Genomic DNA, 15,654 nt, shown 5'->3' on the forward strand with positions numbered 1-15,654 from the left:
TTACTTTGAATGCCTCAAAATTAGAATTGCTTGCTTTTCAATTATTTATTTTTGTCACTGTTCTAAGTTACTCCTGGACACCGATAGCTGTTTTTAGTATCCCTATATTATTGATGGTTAGTTTTACAGTTGTTAGAATAAAAACACTTAACTATTTATTTTTTACTTACATAGTATTAATATCTTTGATTTTGTATACTTTGCCGCATCAAATATTATATGTAGAATGGGCAAGGAATATCTTGTTCATCCCCTTGGTAATGGTTGCTTATATTCTTGGGGACTGGTTAGTTAGAAATAGTCATCAATTAAAACCAATTGTTATATGTTTTTTTATTTCTTCCATGATAGTTGTCTTATACACATTCTTGGTCGCAGTTCCATCTGATTTAGCTTTGTTTCTTGGAGAGCGAAGAGGTTATATGGCAAGAGAATATTTATTCTTTGGTCGCTTTTTTGATTTCTCTTTAGGTGTTACTCATTTGAATTTATATATCAATTTTTGCGTTGTGATTATTGTTGCCACAATGATAAATGTGGGAACCAAAAAGTTATACATTTTAGCTTTATTATTTTTTATAATTTTGGGTTTACTCACTCAGTCTCGGTCTCCAGCGTTATTTGCTTTAATTATTTTATGTGGGTATCTGATATATCAATTTAGTATTACAAAGCAAAAAGCAACCTACCTAATTATTTTGACGTTTTTATTATTTGCTACGGCACTAATTGTCTCGCCAATGTTTTTGTTTTCCGACATTTTTTCTTCTTCTAGGTTCTCAGCTGAAGGTATGGCGGACGTTTCAAGGTTGCTGTTCTTTGCTAAAGGCTGGGAACACATGACGTTAGAGCCTTGGGGGAACTCTTTGCTATATACAGATCCAAAAATGCCATTATTGAACTATCATAATACATTTTTATCAATTGGTAATCGGATAGCTTTTGGTGCATTTTTTATATTTTTAACCCTATTTCTCATGAGTTTTATTAGTATTTATAAGATCAAAAACAGAAAGTTGAAGTCGATACTGTTTTTATTGTTATACTTTTGTTTTCATAATTTTATGATCGAAGATGTAATTAAATTCGATGCTTTTGTTTTGTTCGTTTTTTTAGTTCTCGCTACATATGTGAGAAGAGTTTCTTATATAGAAAAAAGGTTTGCTGATGCAATTGGATAAGAGAACTGTGCCAGTTGATATACTCACTGCTAATTTTAACAATAATAACTATTTAGATGATTTTTTTAATAGCATCTATCAATCATCTGTTTTACCTCACCGTATTATATTTGTAGATGATAAATCTACAGATAATTCTTTGGCTACTGTTGGCCGTTGGTTACTTAAGCTTCCGCAAATTTTCGTCGTAGAGCTAAGTGAAAATGTTGGTTTTGCCAATGCCCTAAATGAAGGCTGTAAGCATATTGCTTCTGAGTATGTTGTTAGAATTGATCCTGATGACATAATGGGTGTTGATAGACTTGAAAAGCAGTATGATTTTATTTCTAATCATGACGTTGATGTTTTAGGTAGCAATGTTAGCTATTTTTTAGACGGAGAAGCGCAAGATATTACTAACTCTAAGTTTCCGTTAACTCACTCGGAGATCTCTTCTAGGTATCAAGAAGGTAGCCATGGAGTATGTCATGGTGCAGTCATATTCAGAAGTATGTGCTTGAAGGTCGAACAGTATAGACAAGAGTATGTACCTGCGGAAGAATATGATATTTTCTCGCGATTGTTAAAAAGAGGTTTTAAATTTAGTAATTTAGAGGGGGCTTTTACTCGAGTTAGGATTCACTCCGGAAGTGTATCTAATGATATGCCATACTCAACAATTGAAAAGACTTTCAAATTGAGGTATTTGATTTGGGGGTGTAAAACTAATCGCTTTATAGTTTTAAAAGAATATATTGTTAGGAATTATTATCGTAAATATCTCTTTTGCACCGGTGTTAAACGATATTTATTTTTGGCCATTGCTTCAATTTTCAAGCCTATGGCAGTAATTAGAAGGTTTTTTAAGTGAATTCTGATATAATGAAAGAACGTATTAAGAAAATTATCTACAACAATAAAGCTCTTTATAGTCGTTATGATAAGGGTTTTTCTTTTGGTTGTAGTGATTTTAGTAAATTAAAAGATAAATTCAAAGGGGAACGGGCGTTTATTGTAGGTAATGGCCCGTCTTTAAATAAACATGATTTATCACTTTTAAAAAATGAGTATTCTTTTGCTGTAAATGGTATTTTTTACAAGACAGAAAGTGAAGGGTATAGACCAACTTTTTATGTTGTCGAAGACCGTCACGTTATGCTTGATAACGTAGATAAAATAAATGCCTTTGAAGCTCGATATAAATTTTTTCCTGTTGATTACAAGAGTCAGTTAAAAAACAAGAAAAACTGTTGGTTTTTCCGTATGGATAAGGGCTATTATAATAAAACAAGTCCTTATTTTGCAATACCTAGGTTTTCTGCTGATATGAATGATAAACTATATTGTGGCCAAAGTGTTACAATGATTAATCTGCAAATAGCTTATTATTTAGGTTTTAGTGAGATTTATTTGATTGGAATGGACCATTCTTATCATATTCCAAGTGATGCTGATGTTGCCGGAGAAGAAATAACTTCTAATTCGGATGATCCCAATCACTTTCATCCTGAATATTTTGGTAAAGGGAAAAAGTGGCATGATCCACATTTAGATAGAGTTGAGAGAACATACTCTTACTTTAAACTTGCATATGAATCTCAAGGACGGAAAGTTTATAATGCTACTGTAGGTGGCAATTTAGAAGTTTTCGAAAGAGTAGATTATTATGGCTTGTTTAAATAACTAATTATAGATGAGACGGTTTTAATGTTATTTTTAATTACGGGTGGGGCTGGTTTTATTGGGTCAGCTGTTATTCGACATATAATACAGAATACAGAGCATAGTGTTATTAATATTGATGCATTGACTTATGCTGGTAACTTAGAGTCTTTGTCTTTAGTTGATGATTGTGAACGCTATTTTTTTGAGCGGGTAAATATCTGTGACTCATGCGAGTTAGAACGAATATTTTCTGAGTACAAGCCTGACGCAGTGATGCATTTGGCTGCAGAGTCACACGTAGACAGATCAATAGATGGACCTGCAACATTTATTGAAACCAATATCGTAGGGACATACACCCTACTTGAAGCTAGCCGTTCTTATTGGAATTCTCTTGAGCCTGTTGCCAAGAAGGCATTTCGCTTTCACCACATTTCTACCGACGAAGTCTACGGTGATTTGGAAGGCACTGATGATTTGTTCACCGAAAAAACGTCTTATGAACCATCTAGTCCGTATTCTGCTTCTAAAGCGTCAAGTGATCACTTAGTCCGTGCATGGCATCGTACATACGGTTTACCAACCATTGTAACTAATTGCTCAAACAATTACGGTCCTTATCATTTCCCTGAAAAGCTCATCCCTCTGATGATTCTCAATGCGTTAGATGGTAAACCGCTGCCAGTGTATGGTGATGGTATGCAGATTCGAGATTGGCTGTTTGTTGAAGACCATGCTCGCGCACTGTATAAAGTTGTAACCGAAGGTGTGGTCGGCGAAACCTATAACATTGGTGGCCATAACGAAAAATCCAACATTGAGGTGGTGAAAACCATTTGTTCATTGCTTGAAGAACTGGTGCCGAATAAGCCACTAGGGGTTGCTCAATATCGAGACTTGATCACTTACGTAAAAGACCGCCCAGGACACGATGTGCGCTACGCGATTGATGCGGCGAAAATTGAACGTGAGCTAGGTTGGAAGCCGCAGGAAACGTTTGAAAGTGGTATTCGTAAAACCGTGGAATGGTACTTGAATAACACTTCATGGTGGAGCCGCGTATTAGATGGATCATACAGCAAAGAACGTCTAGGGGCTGGAGAGTAAGGAATGAAAGGGATTATTCTGGCTGGTGGCTCTGGTACGCGCTTATATCCAATTACGCGTGGTGTTTCTAAACAACTTCTACCTGTATACGACAAACCGATGATCTATTACCCGCTGTCAACACTGATGTTGGCAGGTATTCGTGATATTTTGATTATTACAACTGCTGAAGATAACGATAGCTTCAAACGTTTGTTAGGTAATGGCCAAGATTTTGGCATTAATTTGCAATATGCTGTGCAGCCAAGTCCTGATGGTTTAGCGCAAGCTTTTTTAATTGGTGAAGATTTTATTGGGGACGACAGCGTTTGCTTAGTGCTGGGTGACAATATTTTCTACGGCCAGTCATTTAGCCAACAATTAAAGCGTGCCTGCGAACTTAGTACCCAAGGGGCGGCAACAGTATTTGGCTATCAAGTGAAAGATCCAGAACGTTTTGGTGTGGTGGAATTTGATGAAAGCATGGTGGCGGTATCTATAGAAGAGAAACCACTTGAGCCAAAATCCAACTATGCAGTCACCGGTTTGTATTTTTACGATAACCGAGTAGTGGATATGGCAAAGCAAGTTAAACCTTCTGATCGCGGAGAACTTGAGATCACTACTCTTAATGAAATGTATCTCAATGACGGCTCGCTGAATGTGGAGCTATTAGGTCGTGGTTTTGCATGGCTGGATACCGGTACTCACGAGAGTTTACATGAGGCATCTTCGTTTGTGCAGACCATTGAAAATGTGCAAGGCCTAAAAATTGCTTGTTTAGAAGAAATTGCATGGCGCAATGGCTGGCTGTCAAATGACGAGCTAATGACTATTGCCAAGCCGATGCTGAAAAACGCTTATGGTCATTATTTACAGTCGTTAATTAAGTAGCAGGGTACGTGATGAAAGTATTAATTACCGGGTGTAACGGCCAAGTGGGTCACTGCTTGACAGAGCGTTTAACCAAGCAAGCAGAAGTACTGGCGTTAGATTATGAAGGATTAGACATTACTGATCATGACGCGGTATTAAATACTGTGGCGGAGTTTCAACCCAATTATATTATTAATGCTGCTGCACACACAGCAGTTGACCGTGCTGAACAAGAAGTTGAGCTTTCGTATGCGATTAACCGCGATGGGCCAAGTTATTTAGCAAAAGCGGCAAAAGAGTGTGGCGCGGTGATGCTACACATTTCTACCGACTATGTGTTTGATGGTATGGGCGATAAGCCTTATCAAGAAAGCGACAGTACCGAACCTCAAGGTATTTATGGGCAAAGCAAACTGGCGGGTGAGCAAGCCGTCGCAGAAAGCTGCCCTGAGCATTTGATTTTACGTACCGCTTGGGTATTTGGTGAACACGGCAATAACTTTGTAAAAACCATGCTGCGCTTAGCACAATGCCGTGATGAACTGAGCATTGTAGGCGACCAGTTCGGCGGCCCAACCTATGCGGGTGATATTGCCGATGCATTGATTACAATGGTGCAACATCTAGAGCAAGGTAAGCAAGCCAAGTGGGGGGTTTATCACTTTTCTGGTATGCCTTACGCCAGTTGGTTTGATTTTGCCAGCGCAATATTTCAAGTCGCAGAGCGGCGTGAGTTGCTCACCGGACAACCTAAGCTTTCGGCAATTCCAACTTCAGCCTACCCAACCCCGGCCAAACGTCCTGCAAATTCTCGCCTAGATTGCAGAAGAATAGAAAATCAGTTTGGTATTAAGCCAAGTGATTGGAATGCCGCATTAAACAATATTCATGCTTATAAGTAATTAAAATTATGAAAGTTATTGATACTAAAATTCCTGACGTAAAAATTATTGAGCCAACTGTGTTTGGTGACGAACGTGGTTTCTTTATGGAAACATGGAACCAAAAGCGTTTTGAAGAGTTAGTGACAGGTAAGCCAACTCAATTTGTGCAAGACAACCATTCAAAATCGAAAAAGGGCATTTTGCGAGGGTTGCATTACCAAACTGAAAACACCCAAGGCAAATTGGTGCGTGTGATTTCTGGTGAAGTGTTTGATGTGGCGGTGGACATTCGCAAAGGTTCACCTACCTTTGGTCAATGGGTGGGGGTGTACCTTTCAGCAGAAAACAAACGACAGTTATGGGTTCCAGAAGGTTTCGCTCATGGTTTCCATGTTACGAGTGACGAAGCAGAGTTCGTATATAAATGTACAGATTATTATAACCCTAAGGCTGAACATTCTATTGTCTGGAACGATAGTGATATCGGCATCGATTGGCCGCTTAACGAAGCACCTCTATTGTCTGAAAAAGATAAGCTTGGGGAAAAATTCATAGATACAGTAGGTTTATAATGACAAAAGTTGCTGTCGTAGGAACGGTTGGGATACCTGCGTGTTATGGTGGATTCGAATCTTTAGTTGAAAATCTAACTAAGTATTCAAGTAATAACATTCAATATGATATTTTTTGTTCGAGTAAGTCTTACCCTAAGAAGCTTTCTCATTATAACGGAGCAAGATTAACTTATGTACCATTAAGCGCTAATGGTGTTCAAAGCATCTTTTATGACGTCATTTCGCTGATTAAATGTATTTTTAAAAAGCCTGATGTTACGTTAATTCTAGGTGTCTCTGGTTGCTTATTTCTACCAATATATCGACTGTTGTCTAGTTCTAAAGTCGTTACAAATATAGATGGGTTGGAGTGGAAACGTGACAAGTGGAGTAAATGGGCAAAGAAATTTTTGAAGTTTTCAGAGTCAATGGCAGTGAAGTATTCTGATGTAATCATAACGGATAATAAAGCTATTGGTGATTATGTTGATACTGAATATGCAAAAGATAATGTTGTTATTGCCTATGGTGGAGATCATGCGATCATTGAACACGCCAAAGTTGAACCTGAAAAGGATTACTATCTATCATTATGCCGTATTGAACCTGAAAATAATGTTGAAATGATTTTGCAGGCTTTTGTTGAGAGTGAACACAAATTAAAGTTTATCGGTAATTGGAATTCCAGTGAGTTTGGACGAGAGTTGAAGAATCGATTTTCGGGTAAGCCGAATATAGATATCGTGGATCCCATCTACGATTTGGATCAATTGTTTAAGCTAAGAAGTGAGTGTAGAGGTTACGTGCATGGGCATTCAGCTGGTGGTACAAATCCATCATTAGTAGAGGCTATGCATTTTGGTAAGCCTATCTTTGCTTTTGACTGTAACTTTAATCGATACAGTACCGAAGACAAAGCATTGTACTTTAGTTCTCCAAATGAACTAAGTGAGACACTCACATGTACAACTAATGATGATTTGGCGACTATTTCACAAAATATGAAACTGATTGCAGAAAAGCGTTATACATGGAAGGTTATTAATCAAATGTATGAAACAACTTATGTATAGTTTCTTTATTGGTTAGGGTTTTCTGTTGTAAATGTCAAACATATTGGGTGTCGTTTATTGTATAACTATAAATCAATGACCTAGGTGAGTTAATGAGACGGTTTTGAGGCACACGCTCTCGACAGTCTCATTTTTAGTCATTATTGCGGTTAATTGATTATTTTGGCTGATTTTTTACGTTATAATGCCCCTTGTTAACTATTGGGATAGTGTTTGAACGTCTTTTAGTGGCGTGGTCAATCTGTCCCAGTATCGATTAACTGATTGGAATTAAATACATGGACGTCGTGTCAGTACTCGTTTGTACTGGGTAAGATCATGCTCCGTTAAGGAGCCAGTTGAATCCCGATTTTAATTATCATTTTGGTTTCGTAAACCACCGAGTCTAGTATGTCGACCAGCTTTTCATTAGTCAGTGTTTTTTTTAGTTCGTTTATTTTTTTATTTGTATGCCGAAAGTTAGCCAAAAAAGTAGGCTTGGTCGACAAGCCTAATGAGCGCAAATTACATGTTGGCCAAGTGCCGTTAATTGGTGGTATTGCAATCTATCTCGCGACTATGTTCAACATCTGTTTGGTGGTTGATGTCGATAGTAGTGCGATGCTTTACATGATTTGCTCTACCGTGCTAATCGTATTAGGTGTGCTGGATGATCGTTTTGATCTCAGCTTTAAAACCCGATTGATGGTGCAAACTGTGATCTCGCTCGCGATGATTTTGATCGGTTATAAGAGCCTTTATTATTTAGGTTTTATCACTGGTGATGAGGCGTTAGTGTTACCCACCTTTATAAGCTATGTCGTGACCATTTTAGCCGTCATTGGGGCCATTAACGCCTTTAATATGGTCGATGGCATTGACGGTTTGTTAGGCGGTTTAGCCTCGGTGACCTTTGCAGCGCTTGGTTACATGTTTTATGTAGCAGGACATATCGAGTTAGCCCAATTTTGTTTACTGTTCATGGTGGCTATGCTGCCTTATATCATGCTTAATTTAGGCTTTCCTTTTGGGCGTCGTTTTAAAGTGTTTATGGGTGATGCCGGTAGTATGTTTATTGGCTTTACCGTCATTTGGTTATTGATTGAAGCGAGTCAGGATCAGCAAGAGGCGGTCATTCGTCCTGTGACGGCTTTGTGGTTTATCGGGTTGCCGTTAATGGATATGGTGTGCATCATGTCGCGCCGCATCAAAAAAGGTCAATCACCGTTTAAGCCCGATAGAGAGCATTTGCACCATATCTGCCAACGCGTTGGGATGTCGCCGAGAATGTCGTTATTGGTCATCTGTTTGATAGCGACCTTGATGGCGGCAGTTGGGGTTTGGGCTGAGTATCTCGAGATTAGTGAAACTGTGATGTTTGTCACATTTTTGCTGGTATTTGCTTTGTACTATCTCGCGATTAGTTATGTCTGGCGAATAACTGCATTTATGCATCGATGGTTTAAGTTTACACGACCAACATAAAGTAGATTTGGCTTCAGGTCCAAAGTTATAGCGTTTTATATTGAACCGTTTTTACCTTGTCATATGGAGGCTATACTATATGGCTGGTAGTTGTTGGCGGTAGAGAACAGTATGGTTCCTCGTCATTCTGTATTGACTTAGGGAAGAGAGTTTATGGAATACTTTATACCGTTTGTTACGGTGTTTTGCTTAACGTGTGTTGCGATTAAATTGTTTCACCCAATCGCAGAGAAAGTGGGCTTAGTTGATTTACCTAATGAAAGGAAAACACATGTTGGCGCAATACCTTTAATTGGTGGCATCGCAATATATTGTAGTGTTTTGCTTGTTTCTAGTATTGTGTTTGAACAAAATCAGGTGTTCAATCTTTACTTGATTTCTGCTGCGCTCATATTGTTTTTGGGGGTGTTGGACGACAAATATGATTTGTCTGTTCGAGTGAGGATTGTTGCGCAAGTGATCACCGCTTCAATTCTTGTCTTTGGTGCAGGATTTTATCTTACTTCATTAGGCCACATTACTTATTTCTTTGAGTTGAAGCTTGGCTACGTAGGTGTTTTTGTCACTATATTGGCTGTTATCGGTGCCATTAATGCTTTCAATATGGTGGATGGCATCGATGGTTTAGCCGGTATGTTGAGCCTAGTCACTTTTACCTCTCTGGCATTACTGTTTTACACGGCCGGTAATCATTGGTTTATTCTTCCACTACTTTTCATTGGCGCAATAATTGGATACTTGATATTTAATTTAAGATGGCCTTTTGAAACCGTTCAAAAAATTTTTATGGGCGATGCTGGAAGTATGCTGATTGGGTTGACGATCGTATGGTTACTCGTGTTGGGTGTTGAAGCTGATGTTCGGGTATTTGCTCCCGTTACCGCGCTGTATCTGATTGGTATTCCGTTGATGGATATGGCTGCTATCATGTACCGCCGTGTCAAAAAAGGGATGTCTCCTTTTAAGCCTGACCGGGATCACCTCCATCACATATTTGAAAGAGCGGGCTATAGTCGAAAACAAACCCTAGTTCGGATTTCAGTGGCTTCCATAGTGCTAGCCTCAATAGGTATTTCGGGAGAATGGTTGCATGTACCAGAATGGGTTATGTTTTTGGGGTTTATCGTGATTTTTGTTGCTTATAACTGGGCCTTAGCACATATTTGGCAAATATTGACTTGGCTTCGTAAAGCTTAGTTTATTGTGGCATTGTAAAAATCCTCTTATGGGGGGTTGTCTGTTTTATCATATTGGATTTTTTATGAAAGTTGTTATTCCTGTTGCAGGTCTTGGTACGCGCATGTTGCCTGCAACCAAAGCCATACCGAAAGAGATGTTGCCACTAGTTGATAAGCCACTCATTCAATATATTGTTAATGAGTGCGTATCAGCTGGTGTGAAAGAGATTGTATTGGTAACTCATGCGAGTAAGAATGCTATCGAGAACCATTTTGATACTTCCTATGAGCTTGAGTCTACGCTTGAGAAGCGTGTAAAGCGTCAGCTACTGGACGAGGTGCAATCAATTTGCCCCAAAGATGTGACCATCATGCACGTGCGCCAAGGCGAGGCTAAGGGACTTGGGCATGCTGTATTGTGCGCAAAGCCATGTATTGGTAATAACCCCTTTGCGGTAGTGTTGCCCGATGTGATCTTGGACGAATATACGGCTAATCAAAAAACTGAAAATTTGGCGGCAATGATCAAGCGCTACAAAGGCACTCATGTTAGCCAGATCATGGTAGCACCAGTACCGGAAAATGAGGTGAATAAATACGTATAGCCGATTGCAATGGATCGGTAATAGCTCCTGGTGAGTCTGCTACGATAAAAGCTATGGTCGAAAAGCCTGCGGTCGATGAGGCGCCATCTAATTTAGCGGTTGTAGGGCGTTACGTTTTGTCTGAGAAAATATGGGAATTACTAGCCAAAACGCCTGCAGGTGCTGGGGATGAGATCCAACTTACTGATGCAATCGATATGCTGATTGAGTCAGACCAAGTAGAAGCATTTAACATGACTGGTCGCTCTCATGATTGTGGTGATAAGCTTGGTTATATGGCTGCATTTGTAGAATACGGTTTACGTAACGAAAAGCTGGGTAGCGCCTTCCGCGCACAATTGCAAAATCTGCTAAGCCAGTAGTCTCTGCTAAAATCAAAATGCCCATCTTAGTATACTAAGGTGGGCATTTTTGTTTTCTCTATTTTCATTATTTAGCAGGAATCACCTATGAAGGGCATAGTACTGGCAGGTGGCACCGGAACAGGCCTTTATCCCATCACCCGAGGTGTCTCTAAGCAGTTGCAGCCTGTGTATGATAAGCCAATGATCTACTATCCATTGTCTGTACTTATGTTGGCGGGGATCCGCGATATCCTTGTAATCACGACCCCTGAAGAAAAGCTACTATTCCAACGTTTGTTGGGTGACGGCAGTGACTTGGGCATCGCTTTATCTTACGCAGGAACAACCAAAGCCTGAAGGAATAGCGCAGGCATTTATTATCGCTGAAGACTTTATTGGTTATGACGGTGTTTGTCTGGTACTTGGCGACAATGTGTTTTATGGCCAGGGCTTTAGCGAAACCTTAAAGCGGACTGTGTCTAGATTAGACTGTGAGCCTCAAGCGGGGGCGACTATTTTTGCCTATTAAGTGGATCAGGCCGAGCGTTTCGGTGTGGTTGAATTTGATGCAGACTTTACGGCGGTCTCGATAGAAGAGAAACCAAGTAGTCCCAAATCAAATTGGGCGGTAACTGGGCTCTACTTCTATGATAATCTGGTCTGCGAATTTGCCAAGCAGTTAAAGCCTTCAAAGTGAGGTGAGCTTGAGAACACTGAGATTAACCATGCCTATCTCAGGCAAGGTCAGCTTAAGGTGGAATTACTGTGCCGCGGTTTCGCCTGGCTCTATACCGGTACATTCAGCCTACAACAGGCATCCGCCTTTGTGCAGACGATAGAAACGCTGCAAGGCCTTAAGGTGGCCTGCCTTGAGGAAATTGCCTGGCGTAATGGTTGGTTAGGTGATGACGATATTCAGCGCCTTGCCAGGACGATGCTCAATAATAGTTATGGTCAGTACTTGATGTCTTTGTTGGGATGTAAGTGAACATCTGTGATAAAAATCCTATGCAATTAAATTAGCAAATATTTTTTGTAAATGGTTAGGTAGTATTCAAAGTTTGAATGAGCTTAGTGCGTATAACTATTCTCTTTAGATGTATGTCAGTTATTTACCACACAGAGGCTATTGGTTATCGGTATTGACCTGTACTAATTTCACGCCTGATGTTTTTCAATGGCTAATTTTCTCTATGACAAGAAGTTTGAATAAGTTTAAGTGACACACTATTTATACTGGCTATTAATCATTAGGTTATAATGTTTTGCATGATTTTAGGCGTTGGATTAACCTGGTGTTGAAGCTAGTTGTAATACTTTTAGGAAGATGAATGAAGATAGTGGTTGTTGGGACTGGGTATGTTGGTTTATCGAATGCTGTCTTGCTGGCGCAGTACAACCAGGTTTGGGCGCTTGATATATCTTCACAACGGGTGGCAATGGTTAATGCAAGACGTTCGCCTATCGCCGATGAGCTTATTGAAGAGTACCTAAAGAGTAAAAAGTTACAGCTAACGGCTACAACCGATAAAGCTGTTTATGTTGGTGCTGATTACGTCATTATTGCGACGCCAACCGACTATGACCCCAAGACCAATTACTTTGATACGAGTACGGTTGATGAGGTGGTACAAGACATTATTACTTTAAATCCATCTGCCTGTATTGTTATCAAATCAACCGTGCCTGTTGGCTTTACCCGAGCCTTAAGGAAGAAATATAACTCTGAGAATATCATGTTCTCGCCCGAATTTTTAAGGGAGGGAAAAGCCTTATACGATAACCTTTATCCTTCCAGAATTGTCGTTGGCGAGCGTTCCGAACGAGCGCAGCGATTTGCTGAACTGTTTGCCCAAGCGGCGTTAAAGCCTGACATTCCGTTACTCTTTACCGGGAGTACAGAAGCCGAAGCGATTAAGTTATTTGCTAATACTTATCTGGCGATGAGAGTTGCTTATTTCAATGAGCTAGATACCTATGCTGAAAGTCATGGATTAGATCCTCGGCAGATAATAGATGGCGTGTGCCTTGACCCCAGAATCGGAGGCCACTACAACAATCCTTCATTTGGTTACGGTGGATATTGTTTACCCAAAGATACGAAACAGCTCCTCGCTAATTATGATCAGGTGCCCAATAATCTGATCGCCGCCATCGTAGATGCAAATCGAACTCGCAAAGACTTTATTGCCGATGCCATCATCGCCAGGAAACCAAGGGTAGTTGGTGTGTATCGCTTGATTATGAAGGTTGGTTCCGATAATTTCCGAGCCTCTGCCGTACAGGGGGTGATGAAGCGGATAAAGGCTAAAGGGATCGAAGTGGTGGTTTATGAACCTGTACTTGAAGAGGAGTCGTTTTTCCACTCAAGGGTGATACGTGATTTAACTGAGTTTAAGGCAGTTTCCGATATTATTCTGTCCAATCGTACGGTTGAAGAACTCGCGGATGTGAGTGATAAGGTTTATACCCGAGATCTTTTTGGCAACGATTAAGCGTGTCGCGTACCGTCTTTGAGCTGTGTGAGAACAATAATATGAAGTACTTGGTTACTGGTGCGGCCGGTTTTATCGGCGCTAGAGTATGTGAACGTTTATGTGAGGCTGGAGTTGACGTTCAGGGCATAGATAACCTCAATGATTATTACGATGTGAACTTAAAGCGCGCTAGATTAGATAGGCTGGCTGGTTATCAACATTTTGCATTTAAGCGTATTGATCTGGCTGACAGGGATGCTATGGCTGAGCTTTTTGCTAAAGGTGGTTTTGACCGGGTGATTCATTTAGGTGCTCAGGCCGGTGTTCGTTATTCAATCGAAAATCCCTATGTGTATGCTGATAGTAACCTTGTAGGAACGCTTGCCGTGTTAGAGGGGTGTCGGCAACAGGGCGTAAAACATCTGATTTTTGCCTCGTCCAGCTCGGTTTACGGTCTTAATAAGAAGATGCCCTTCGAGACTGCTGATTCTGTCGACCACCCCGTTTCTTTCTATGCAGCGACTAAAAAAGCTAATGAAATGATGGCGCATAGTTATGCTCATCTTTACGGACTACCAACAACAGGACTAAGATTCTTCACCGTGTACGGCCCATGGGGGCGTCCGGATATGGCCCCCATGTTATTTGCTGATGCTATTACCTCAGGTAAGCCTATCAAGGTGTTCAACCAAGGGGATATGAGCCGTGACTTTACCTATGTTGATGATATTGTCGAAGGCATCATAAGAGTGGCAGATAAAGTGCCACAGAAGCGGATTGATTGGAGTGTGGAGCAAGGCTCACCCGCGACCAGTAGTGCCCCCTATCAAATTTATAATATAGGCAACGGCAGCCCTGTGCGTCTGCTCGATTTTATCAGCGAGCTGGAAATCGCGCTTGGGCAAAAAGCGGATAAAGTGATGTTGCCCATGCAAGAGGGTGATGTTCAAGCTACCTGGGCAGATACCGAGGATCTCTTTAACGCTGTGGGGTACAAGCCACAAGTGAATATACGCGAAGGGGTCAAAGCCTTTGTCGCTTGGTTTAAGGATTATTACAAAAAATAAGTGCCAGCGGGTGATTAGGGCAAGAATTAACATGCTTTGTTTTGGGCGGGTGACATGTGTGACTAGCATTCAAAGAGATTAAGGACAAATCACTAGCTCCGCAGAGTTATGGAGAAAACTCGGGTAAGGGAGTAGACTGGATGGCCTGTGTTATGTCTAGTCTAGTGGAACTCGCCAATGAAGTTTTTTGTTGATGTTCATGCTCATACCATCGCCTCAACCCATGCTTATAGTACGGTACATGATTATCTTGCTGTAGCGAAAGAGAAGGGCATCAAGCTGTTTGCCATTACCGATCATGGACCAGACATGGCCGATGCACCTCATTTTTGGCATTTCGTTAACATGCGCGTCTTGCCTCGGATCGTCAATGGTGTCGGTGTACTTAGAGGCATAGAAGCCAATATCAAGAATGAGAAAGGCGATATTGATTTCTTCGGCGATTATCTGCAGAAGCTGGATATCGTGTTGGCCGGTTTTCATGAGCCTGTTTTTCCACCATCGACTGAAACCATTCATACCAAGGCATTGGTTAACTGCATTGAGAGCGGCAAGGTCGACATCATTAGTCATCCGGGCAATCCTGCCTATCCAATAGACATCAAACGCGTGGCAGAGGCCGCAGAGGCTCACAATGTAGCGCTTGAGATAAATAACTCCTCTTTTTTGACATCACGGCAAGGTAGTTTGAAAAATTGCACGGCCATCGCTAAAGCGGTAAAAGCTGCAGGCGGTGATCTTGTCTTGGGTTCAGATTCCCATGTTGCCTTCAGCTTGGGAGATTTTGATAAAGCCATCGAGGTAATTCAGTCGGTTGCATTTCCGCTTGATCGTATCCTTAACCGCAGTCCACAAGCCTTGCTGGACTTTTTAACATCGCGAGGGCATCAAGGGCTGAGCGAGTATGAGCCGCTGTTTGGCGTTGATGGCTAAGCAGCGAACGAGCGGCTAGCTAACCTTTGGTTAACGGTTAAGGATTGTGTTACGCCTTAAAGACTAAAGGTCGCTCAGGAGTGAAGTAGAGCCCGCCAGAGCGATGCTAAGTCCCTATTCTGGTAGAGGATATTAGAATAGGAATTAACCAAAGTACTGTTGACACATCGATAGGTGAGCGTCACGCTGCCGACCCTCGACCCTCGACCCTCGACCCTCGACCCTCGACCCTCGACCCTCGACCCTCGACCCTCGACCCTCGACCCTCGACCCTCGACCCTCGACCCT

13 protein-coding genes and 2 pseudogenes are annotated in these 15,654 nt (G+C 41.0%); all 15 read left to right on the forward strand.

Annotated features, from left to right (window positions below):
- The first annotated feature begins 5 nt into the window (after positions 1–5).
- The 15 genes and pseudogenes from DB48_RS12885 to DB48_RS12955 all read left to right on the forward strand — a co-directional run bounded on the left by DB48_RS12885 (position 6) and on the right by DB48_RS12955 (position 15,366).
- Positions 6–1,181 (forward strand): hypothetical protein, encoded by a 1,176-nt coding sequence (locus tag DB48_RS12885; protein WP_152619157.1) that lies wholly within the window; start codon positions 6–8, stop codon positions 1,179–1,181.
- Positions 1,168–2,031, forward strand: coding sequence for a glycosyltransferase (locus tag DB48_RS12890; RefSeq protein WP_041510669.1), 864 nt, complete (start codon positions 1,168–1,170; stop codon positions 2,029–2,031). Before DB48_RS12885 ends, DB48_RS12890 begins: the two co-directional genes overlap by 14 nt.
- Before the next feature lie 11 nt (positions 2,032–2,042).
- Positions 2,043–2,843: a motility associated factor glycosyltransferase family protein gene (locus DB48_RS12895; protein WP_235375398.1), complete on the forward strand. Its 801-nt coding sequence runs from the start codon at positions 2,043–2,045 to the stop codon at positions 2,841–2,843.
- Between the two features lie 24 nt (positions 2,844–2,867).
- A complete protein-coding gene (rfbB, locus tag DB48_RS12900; RefSeq protein WP_041510671.1) occupies positions 2,868–3,932 on the forward strand; it encodes a dTDP-glucose 4,6-dehydratase in 1,065 nt (354 codons plus the stop codon).
- A 3-nt stretch (positions 3,933–3,935) separates the two neighbouring features.
- The gene (rfbA, locus tag DB48_RS12905; RefSeq protein WP_041510672.1) at positions 3,936–4,805 is read left to right on the forward strand and encodes a glucose-1-phosphate thymidylyltransferase RfbA; all 870 of its coding nucleotides are present in this window, start codon (positions 3,936–3,938) and stop codon (positions 4,803–4,805) included.
- A gap of 11 nt (positions 4,806–4,816) precedes the next feature.
- The gene (rfbD, locus tag DB48_RS12910) at positions 4,817–5,689 is read left to right on the forward strand and encodes a dTDP-4-dehydrorhamnose reductase (RefSeq protein WP_041510673.1); all 873 of its coding nucleotides are present in this window, start codon (positions 4,817–4,819) and stop codon (positions 5,687–5,689) included.
- 8 nt (positions 5,690–5,697) lie between these two features.
- Entirely contained in the window at positions 5,698–6,243 is a 546-nt protein-coding gene (gene rfbC, locus DB48_RS12915; RefSeq protein ID WP_041510674.1) for a dTDP-4-dehydrorhamnose 3,5-epimerase, read from the forward strand.
- The gene (locus tag DB48_RS12920) at positions 6,243–7,298 is read left to right on the forward strand and encodes a DUF1972 domain-containing protein (protein ID WP_041510675.1); all 1,056 of its coding nucleotides are present in this window, start codon (positions 6,243–6,245) and stop codon (positions 7,296–7,298) included. The genes rfbC and DB48_RS12920 overlap by 1 nt, the downstream gene beginning before the upstream one ends.
- 390 nt (positions 7,299–7,688) lie before the next feature.
- Complete coding sequence (gene wecA / locus DB48_RS12925; protein ID WP_041510676.1) at positions 7,689–8,762, forward strand: UDP-N-acetylglucosamine--undecaprenyl-phosphate N-acetylglucosaminephosphotransferase; 1,074 nt, start codon at positions 7,689–7,691, stop codon at positions 8,760–8,762.
- Positions 8,763–8,915: 153 nt separating this feature from the next.
- Complete coding sequence (gene wecA / locus DB48_RS12930; RefSeq protein WP_041510677.1) at positions 8,916–9,959, forward strand: UDP-N-acetylglucosamine--undecaprenyl-phosphate N-acetylglucosaminephosphotransferase; 1,044 nt, start codon at positions 8,916–8,918, stop codon at positions 9,957–9,959.
- A gap of 64 nt (positions 9,960–10,023) precedes the next feature.
- Positions 10,024–10,907, forward strand: a pseudogene (galU, locus tag DB48_RS12935) (UTP--glucose-1-phosphate uridylyltransferase GalU).
- Between the two features lie 87 nt (positions 10,908–10,994).
- Positions 10,995–11,877, forward strand: a pseudogene (rfbA, locus tag DB48_RS12940) (glucose-1-phosphate thymidylyltransferase RfbA).
- Between the two features lie 343 nt (positions 11,878–12,220).
- A complete protein-coding gene (locus DB48_RS12945; RefSeq protein WP_041510678.1) occupies positions 12,221–13,384 on the forward strand; it encodes a nucleotide sugar dehydrogenase in 1,164 nt (387 codons plus the stop codon).
- 41 nt (positions 13,385–13,425) lie between these two features.
- Positions 13,426–14,433 carry an NAD-dependent epimerase gene (locus DB48_RS12950; RefSeq protein WP_041510689.1) on the forward strand — a complete coding sequence of 336 codons (1,008 nt, stop codon included), beginning with the start codon at positions 13,426–13,428 and terminating at the stop codon, positions 14,431–14,433.
- A 177-nt stretch (positions 14,434–14,610) separates the two neighbouring features.
- Positions 14,611–15,366 (forward strand): phosphatase, encoded by a 756-nt coding sequence (locus DB48_RS12955; protein ID WP_041510679.1) that lies wholly within the window; start codon positions 14,611–14,613, stop codon positions 15,364–15,366.
- The last annotated feature ends 288 nt before the right edge of the window (positions 15,367–15,654 follow it).

Origin of the sequence: Shewanella sp. cp20 (assembly GCF_000832025.1) — a bacterium.
GTDB lineage: Bacteria > Pseudomonadota > Gammaproteobacteria > Enterobacterales > Shewanellaceae > Shewanella.

Bases quoted from the DNA above. Each gene is read 5' to 3' on its own strand.
- DB48_RS12890 (WP_041510669.1), top strand. From the start codon at position 1,168: ATGCAATTGGATAAGAGAACTGTGCCAGTTGATATACTCACTGCTAAT.
- DB48_RS12895 (WP_235375398.1), top strand. From the start codon at position 2,043: ATGAAAGAACGTATTAAGAAAATTATCTACAACAATAAAGCTCTTTAT.
- rfbB (WP_041510671.1), top strand. From the start codon at position 2,868: ATGTTATTTTTAATTACGGGTGGGGCTGGTTTTATTGGGTCAGCTGTT.
- rfbA (WP_041510672.1), top strand. From the start codon at position 3,936: ATGAAAGGGATTATTCTGGCTGGTGGCTCTGGTACGCGCTTATATCCA.
- rfbD (WP_041510673.1), top strand. From the start codon at position 4,817: ATGAAAGTATTAATTACCGGGTGTAACGGCCAAGTGGGTCACTGCTTG.
- rfbC (WP_041510674.1), top strand. From the start codon at position 5,698: ATGAAAGTTATTGATACTAAAATTCCTGACGTAAAAATTATTGAGCCA.
- DB48_RS12920 (WP_041510675.1), top strand. From the start codon at position 6,243: ATGACAAAAGTTGCTGTCGTAGGAACGGTTGGGATACCTGCGTGTTAT.
- wecA (WP_041510676.1), top strand. From the start codon at position 7,689: ATGTCGACCAGCTTTTCATTAGTCAGTGTTTTTTTTAGTTCGTTTATT.
- wecA (WP_041510677.1), top strand. From the start codon at position 8,916: ATGGAATACTTTATACCGTTTGTTACGGTGTTTTGCTTAACGTGTGTT.
- DB48_RS12945 (WP_041510678.1), top strand. From the start codon at position 12,221: ATGAAGATAGTGGTTGTTGGGACTGGGTATGTTGGTTTATCGAATGCT.
- DB48_RS12950 (WP_041510689.1), top strand. From the start codon at position 13,426: ATGAAGTACTTGGTTACTGGTGCGGCCGGTTTTATCGGCGCTAGAGTA.
- DB48_RS12955 (WP_041510679.1), top strand. From the start codon at position 14,611: ATGAAGTTTTTTGTTGATGTTCATGCTCATACCATCGCCTCAACCCAT.